The 6,382-nt window shown below is 57.6% G+C and carries 6 protein-coding genes; 2 read left to right on the forward strand and 4 right to left on the reverse strand.

Annotation, left to right across the window (positions count from 1 at the left end):
- The first annotated feature begins 100 nt into the window (after positions 1-100).
- On the forward strand, positions 101-1,036 hold the full coding sequence (locus WBG04_RS03220) for a hypothetical protein (RefSeq protein WP_424312919.1): 936 nt from the start codon (positions 101-103) through the stop codon (positions 1,034-1,036).
- 88 nt (positions 1,037-1,124) lie between these two features.
- Here WBG04_RS03220 and WBG04_RS03225 read toward each other — a convergent pair whose 3' ends face one another.
- The 4 genes from WBG04_RS03225 to WBG04_RS03240 all read right to left on the reverse strand — a co-directional run bounded on the left by WBG04_RS03225 (position 1,125) and on the right by WBG04_RS03240 (position 5,219).
- Positions 1,125-2,309: a Gfo/Idh/MocA family protein gene (locus WBG04_RS03225; protein ID WP_424312920.1), complete on the reverse strand. Its 1,185-nt coding sequence runs from the start codon at positions 2,307-2,309 to the stop codon at positions 1,125-1,127.
- A gap of 70 nt (positions 2,310-2,379) precedes the next feature.
- Positions 2,380-3,246, reverse strand: a complete 867-nt coding sequence (locus tag WBG04_RS03230) for a ThuA domain-containing protein (protein ID WP_424312921.1) — start codon at positions 3,244-3,246, stop codon at positions 2,380-2,382.
- Positions 3,247-3,248: 2 nt separating this feature from the next.
- Positions 3,249-4,301: a sugar phosphate isomerase/epimerase family protein gene (locus WBG04_RS03235; protein WP_424312922.1), complete on the reverse strand. Its 1,053-nt coding sequence runs from the start codon at positions 4,299-4,301 to the stop codon at positions 3,249-3,251.
- A gap of 120 nt (positions 4,302-4,421) precedes the next feature.
- Complete coding sequence (locus WBG04_RS03240; RefSeq protein ID WP_424312923.1) at positions 4,422-5,219, reverse strand: aminotransferase class IV; 798 nt, start codon at positions 5,217-5,219, stop codon at positions 4,422-4,424.
- 322 nt (positions 5,220-5,541) lie between these two features.
- Here WBG04_RS03240 and WBG04_RS03245 point away from each other — a divergent pair.
- Positions 5,542-6,382, forward strand: an 841-nt coding sequence (locus WBG04_RS03245; RefSeq protein WP_424312924.1) for a PEP-CTERM sorting domain-containing protein, incomplete at its 3' end; no start/stop codon positions are given.

The raw sequence follows: 6,382 nt of genomic DNA on the forward strand, positions 1-6,382 counted from the left end.
AGCGCGTTCATCCTGAACGCTGCGGCTCATGGACATCCTGTCCATCTTCCCAGCTCCTCTCCCGATTTGACATCCGCGCCAAGGTGTCGGAGTCTTCCACGTGACTCTTCGCTTCAGCCTCCTCGCGTTTCTCTTCGCCTCATGCGCCGCACCTTCGGCCCCCTCCCTCCACCATCCGGACCTCAGCCTGGCGGGAACCGCGCGCAGCGGAGATACCAACCCGAACGTCTTCCTTTCCTACAACCCCAACGGACCCGTTCGCTGGAACCAGAGTTGGCCGTGGATGTTCGATCTCACCGGCATCGCCTGGGACCAGCCCACCACCGCCACCTCGATCACTCCGCGCCATGTCGTCATGGCAAATCACTATCAACGAAAAGTCGGCAGCACGGCGGTCTTTCACGATCGAAGGGGCAAAGCCCATCAACGCACGGTGATCAAAATCATCCCGACCTCCGAGGTGGGTCTGCAGAGCGATGTCGCCGTCGGGCTGCTGGATCGCCCGCTCCCGGAATCGATCCGAAACTACCCCATCCTGGAGGTCAAGGACGAGCAACCCCCCGAACTCGCAGGCGCCCACGCATTGATCACCGACCAGCACCGTCGACTCTTCTTCCACAAGATCGGCCTCGTCTTCGGCTCCGGTCTCGGCTTCCGCTACGACACCGACCTCGATCCATCGAAATCGAAGAAGTTGGTTTCAGGAGACTCAGGCAATCCCAGCTTTCTCCTCAGCAAAGGGGAACTGGCACTGATCGAAACCCACACCGGTGGCGGTTCCGGCTCCGGCCCTTTCTACGGCAACTCTAGTATGCTCGCCGCCTTGCGAAAAGCCGTCGCAACACTCGACCCCACCTACCAACTCCGAACGGTAGGCATGGACCAGAAACTTTTGAAAGAAGCCGCTGCGGGAAGAGCCAACATGCCCGGACTTTCACCACCACGTGGCGCGACCTCCCCGCCGGCAACCCAACCCTCGAACGCCAACCCAACCAAGGGGCCCCGCAAGCGAGTGGTGATGCCGCCGGCCAACTGAGCAAGGGGTCATTCGCAGCAGGTCTCGACCCGAAAAAAAGGCGCGACCGAACGACTCCGGCCACGCCCTGAAATGGAGTGATCCCGAATCAGCCTTTGCTGACCGGCTCCCAGGCACCGTCGGCGGCGCTGGACTTCAGGCAGGCATCAATAAAGGAAAGACCCATCCGGCCGTCATCGATATTGGCATACTTGCTTCCATCGCAGCTCCATGCCTCACCAGCCTGAAAAGCGCGGACATCCTTCTCGAACTCCCGGTGAAGACGGGCGTAGGCATCGTGGAAAGCCTCCGGATGACCGGCGGGAATCGTCGGCTCCTTGAGCAACCAATCCGGCACATCGCCGAGGAATCCATCGTTGGCGCTGACCGCTCCACGCCAATAGGTGCGATCGGGCTGATCCTGCAAGAGGATGGTGACCTTCTCAGGATCCTCCGCACTCCACTTGAGAGCTCCCTTCGTTCCGGCAATCATGATGCCGAGATCGTTCTTGTGGCCGATGCAAATTTGGGAGGCACGAACCAGACACTTGCCACCATTGCTCAGCTCTCCGTAGACGGTGAAATGGTCATCGATGGGACGACCCGGAACGAACATCTCAAGACGCGCCGAAACCTTCTCCACGTCGAGTCCGGTGACAAAGCGCAACTGCATCAGCGCATGGGTTCCAATGTCACCACCGCAGCCGCTGCCACCTGCCCTTTTCGGATCGGTGCGCCAGGAAGCCTGCATCTGGCCGGAGTCCTCAAGCTTGTCGGCAAGCCAACCCTGCATGTAGTAGGAATCCACCCAACGGACTTCTCCGATCAAACCGCTCTGCACGATGAAGCGGCTGAACCAACTCGACCAGTGACCGAGATAAGTGTGGGCCACGGCAAAGGGAACCTTCTTTTCGCGGGCCTTTGCCACCAGCTTGTCCGCCTGCTCCAGATCAACGGTGAGCGGCTTCTCGCACATCACCGGCAGACCAAGCTCTAGGGCTTTCATCGCCGGATCGAAGTGGACGAAGTTTGGCGTGACAATCAGGACGTAATCAACGCGCTCGTCTTCGGGCAGCCTGGCCTGGTCGGCAAACAACTCGTCATATGAGACGTAGCCTTTCACCGGATAGGGCCAGTTGTTGGCCTCGTTCATGGCGATTTCGGGATCCGGATGCAGGGCAACCGAATGCACCTTGCGCGTGCCATCGAAGTGAATGGCCTTCTGATGCGGATTGGCAATGAAGGCTCCGGCTCCGCCACCGATCATGGCGACTTTAAGAGGTCTTGGGGACATGGTATTTCTTGGGGTTATCGTTATTGGTTGATTCGATCAATGGGTCCGTATCAGAACCCGGGCATTACTTCTAGACTTCGACATCGTAGTCGCCGATCGCCCATTGGATTCCGGCGAGGTAGTGCTTCAGGATCTTCGGATTCCAGAACATTTCGTGATTGTGGCCAATCGAGCAGTAGAAGACGCGGCCATCACCCCAATGTCGCGCCCAGGCAACGCCGTAGTCGTTGTCCTTGCGCTTGGGATTTTTGCCCTTGCCGCTCTTCGCCGGATCAAGACGCAGCAGCATCTCCACCTTCTTCGAATCATAGGGATCCTTGAACTGATAGATCTCTTCTTTGAATTCGAGCGGCTTGCCTTCAAACATTGCCACCAGCGGGTGCTGGGCCTTGCCCGGCTCGATGTCGATGTGGACGCGTGTTCCGGCACCCCATGGGTGACCGTCGAAGTAGCCATTCATCATCTCTCCATATTCCGGCCAGTTGTAGAAGGTATCGGTGGCAGAGTGAATGCCGATAAAACCTTTCCCACCCTTGATGAATCCCATCAGGCTCTGCTGCAGCACCTCGGGTTTGTCGCTGCCCTTGAAGACATCCTGAGTGGTGTTGAGAAAGACAATCGCATCAAATTGCTCGATCTTTCCCGGCTCGAAATTCGAAAGATCGTCGCTGACCACCGCCTCGAACGCCCCGGTTTCCCTACCCATTTCGGAAAGCGCCAGCTTGCCGGTGATGATCGAAGCGTGGCGGAAACCCAACGTTCTGGAAAAGACCAGTACCGTCCGCTTCTTGCTCGGCTCGGCATAGGCCTTTTCGGGCAAAGCTTCAGCGATTTTTTCGCCGGCACCCGGTGGCAGGGTTTCGCCTTTTGGCTTGGCAGCCACGAGGAAGGCCGCCGCCACACAACAGGCCAGAGGAAGAATCAACGTCGGCTTCATAATTATTGGTTGGCGCGGTCGAAGGCGGCATCAAACGCCGCCTGGTTCACGGGAAAGTCGAGATCCTTGACGTAAGCGCAGCTCTCGGTTGCACCGTGGAAGCGGTCCATTCGACCATCCTCCCACTCAATCGAGAGCGGTCCGGCATAGCCGATGTCATTGAGCGCAACAATCACCTCTCCGAAGTTCACGTCACCACGACCCACGCTACGGAAGTCCCAGTAGCGCCGCGCGTCACAGAAATCCGTGTGCCCGCCGAACACTCCGACGTCACCGTTTCCGTGTCCCCACCAGGCGTCCTTCATGTGCGCATGATGAATCCGCTCGGCGAAGTGGCGGATGAACTTCACGTAGTCCACGCCCTGATATCCTAGGTGCGAAGGATCATAATTGAAGCCAAAGCGCTGGTGGCCACCGACCGCCTCAATCGCGCGTTCGGCGCTCGCGATATCAAAGGCAATCTCGGTCGGATGCACTTCGAGCGCAAAGTAGACATCCTCTTTCTCAAACGCCTCAAGGATCGGAGCGAAGCGTTTCCCAAAGTCATCAAATCCCGCCTGCAGATACTCCTGACTCGTCGGTGGAAAGGCGTAGAGCGCGTGCCAGATCGACGAACCGGTGAATCCGTTCACCACCGCCTTGCCGGTGCCCGCCGGCTTGTCAGCCATATAGGCTTTCCCGGCATCGAGAAACTTGCGGCAGGCCTTTGCTGTATCGATCATTTCCTGCGCGGCACGCTGACGCACGCCCTCGGCATCGCCATCGCCCCACACATGCGGCGGCAAGATCGCCTGATGCCTCGAATCAATCGGATCACAGATCGCCTGGCCCACCAGGTGGGCGGAGATGGAATAGGCAACAAGATCGTTCTTCTTCAAAAGCTCCCAGACGCTCTCGACGTAGTCCTCTTGAGTGAGCGCTGCCTGCACATCGAAATGGTCTCCCCAGCAGGCGAGTTCCACTCCATCAAAGCCCATGGACTTGACCTTGGGCAAAAGCTCGGCAATCGGAATATCGGCCCACTGGCCGGTAAAAAGTGTAACAGGACGTGGCATGATTTCTATGGGTTGCTTGGTTGAAAAAGGATGCGTGAGCTTAGTCTTGGGTCTTTCATCGAGACCACGGCAAAATCCATATTTGACCCCTAAAATGCGACATCTTCCATGCAGCTCAGACTATTTTCCATTGAAGACCTCCCTTAAACTGCGGGTGACCCTGCCTGCCTCGATTGCCCGACCATCCAGCTCCGTCACGGCCACCACGCCCTGAATGGCCGAGGTCAAAAACACTTCGTCGGCAAACTCCACGTCATCCAAATTCAAGGTCGCCTCCTCGGCTTCGATCCCCAGCATCCTCGCCAGTTCCATCACCCGCTCACGAGCCGTTCCCGGCAGACAGCCCGAATTCAGCGATGGCGTTCGGAGGACGCCTCGGGAAACGATGAACAAATTGGCGGTCGCCGCCTCACACACCACTCGGTGGGTATTGAGAAAGAGGGCAGTCGTCGCTCCGGAGCGCCGGGCATGATCCAGCGCGAGCAAGTTTTCGGCGTAGTTCACACACTTGAGGCCAACTAGCGGCGAGCGCTCATTTCGCGGCCAAGGCGACCAGACGGCCGACACCGATTCCGGCGGCGAACCCACTTCTGATATCTGCAGGGTCACAATCTCACCTCCACTATTCAACTGATTGAGAGGACCCGCACCGGCAGATACCTGAAGACGGACACGCTGCCGACCCTTGCGCTTCAGTAGTGGACCGATGGCCTGAAACATCCCGGTCGCAAGCAGGAGACCAAGCCGGCCACAACTCGTTTCCAGTCGCCTGTAGTGCTTCGAACCCGCCACCAACTCGCCATCGACGGCCAGCATTGTCTCAAAAACCCCGAGACCATGTGTGAAGCCACGGGCATCGATCGGCACTCCGGAACCCGTTTCAAGAAACTCTCCATCCGACCACAAGAAGTTCTCCATGACCGCCAAGCTGCAATTCCTGACAGTCCCCGACAAGCTCTCGTCGGCTGGAAGTTTTGGTGCTCACGCCACGCTGCCACCGCTGAGGTGGGATGACTTGATGGTTTTTGGCCGAGCATTCGGCGATAAAGATCAATGAAAACCCTCCTTTTTTTTATTGAAATCGTGAGGAATCTGATAATCCTGACCCTCGTGAAAAAACCCTTAATTCTGACATCTGACATCTGACATCTGACATCTGACATCTGCCATTCTCCTAGGTCTCTACGGCTCAGCCGGCGCCGCCATCACGCTCGATGGTGCTGCCATTCCCTCCGAAGGCTTGGATCTGCTCGCCACTCAGAATTCCGCCACGGGCTTCGGAAATGCCACCGGAGGTGGACAGGATTCAGCCGGCGGCTCGGAACTGAACCAGATTTTCGCCAGTATCGTGGGAACCACGCTGGAACTGGGCATCACTGGCAATCTCGAAGGGAACTTCAACAAGATGTGGATCTTCTTCGATGGAGTCGCCGGAGGACAGAACGTCCTTGAAAACGACAACGCCGACGGCGGCTTTGGTGAAATCAACAATCTCGCAGGGCTAACGTTTGATGGAGGATTCACCGCAGACAGGGGAATGCGCATTGAAATTGGCGGAGGGTTCTGGAGTGTCAGAGGCTTTGACCTGATAGCCAAGTCGGCGACTGAAATCGCACTCGGGGGCGGCCCTGGAGATCTCCCGCTGGCCGCAGTGACAGGGGGTTATGGAGTCTCATTCGGCTGGGACAACAGCAACGTCCTCGGTGTCGACTTAGTCTCAGCAGCAGCGGCAAACACCGCGACCACCGGTTGGGAATTCTCCATCGACATGGCAACCTACTTTGGGGAGTCTCCTTCGTCGGTCGGCATCAGCGCTTTTATTTCAAACGGAGATGGAGGTTTCCTTTCCAATCAGGTGCTTCCCGGAACAGGTGGCACGGGCAACCTTGGAAATCCCGCAGACAGCACGATTGGATTCGTGACCGCCGTCCCAGAGCCATCATCATGCCTCCTGCTTTCCCTGGGTGGCCTCCTGATGATCCGGCGTAAGCGTCCAGGATCGTCAATCCCGGGGCAACATCCCGGCAGTTTCTTTTTGGCAAAGAGCGGATTTGGTGGTGAATCGGGTGGATTGAACTACC

The organism is Haloferula sp. (assembly GCF_049672945.1).
Lineage (GTDB): Bacteria > Verrucomicrobiota > Verrucomicrobiia > Verrucomicrobiales > Akkermansiaceae > Haloferula.

Coding starts and splice junctions, on each gene's coding strand:
- WBG04_RS03225 (WP_424312920.1), bottom strand. CDS start 2,309: ATGTCCCCAAGACCTCTTAAAGTCGCCATGATCGGTGGCGGAGCCGGA.
- WBG04_RS03230 (WP_424312921.1), bottom strand. CDS start 3,246: ATGAAGCCGACGTTGATTCTTCCTCTGGCCTGTTGTGTGGCGGCGGCC.
- WBG04_RS03235 (WP_424312922.1), bottom strand. CDS start 4,301: ATGCCACGTCCTGTTACACTTTTTACCGGCCAGTGGGCCGATATTCCG.
- WBG04_RS03240 (WP_424312923.1), bottom strand. CDS start 5,219: ATGGAGAACTTCTTGTGGTCGGATGGAGAGTTTCTTGAAACGGGTTCC.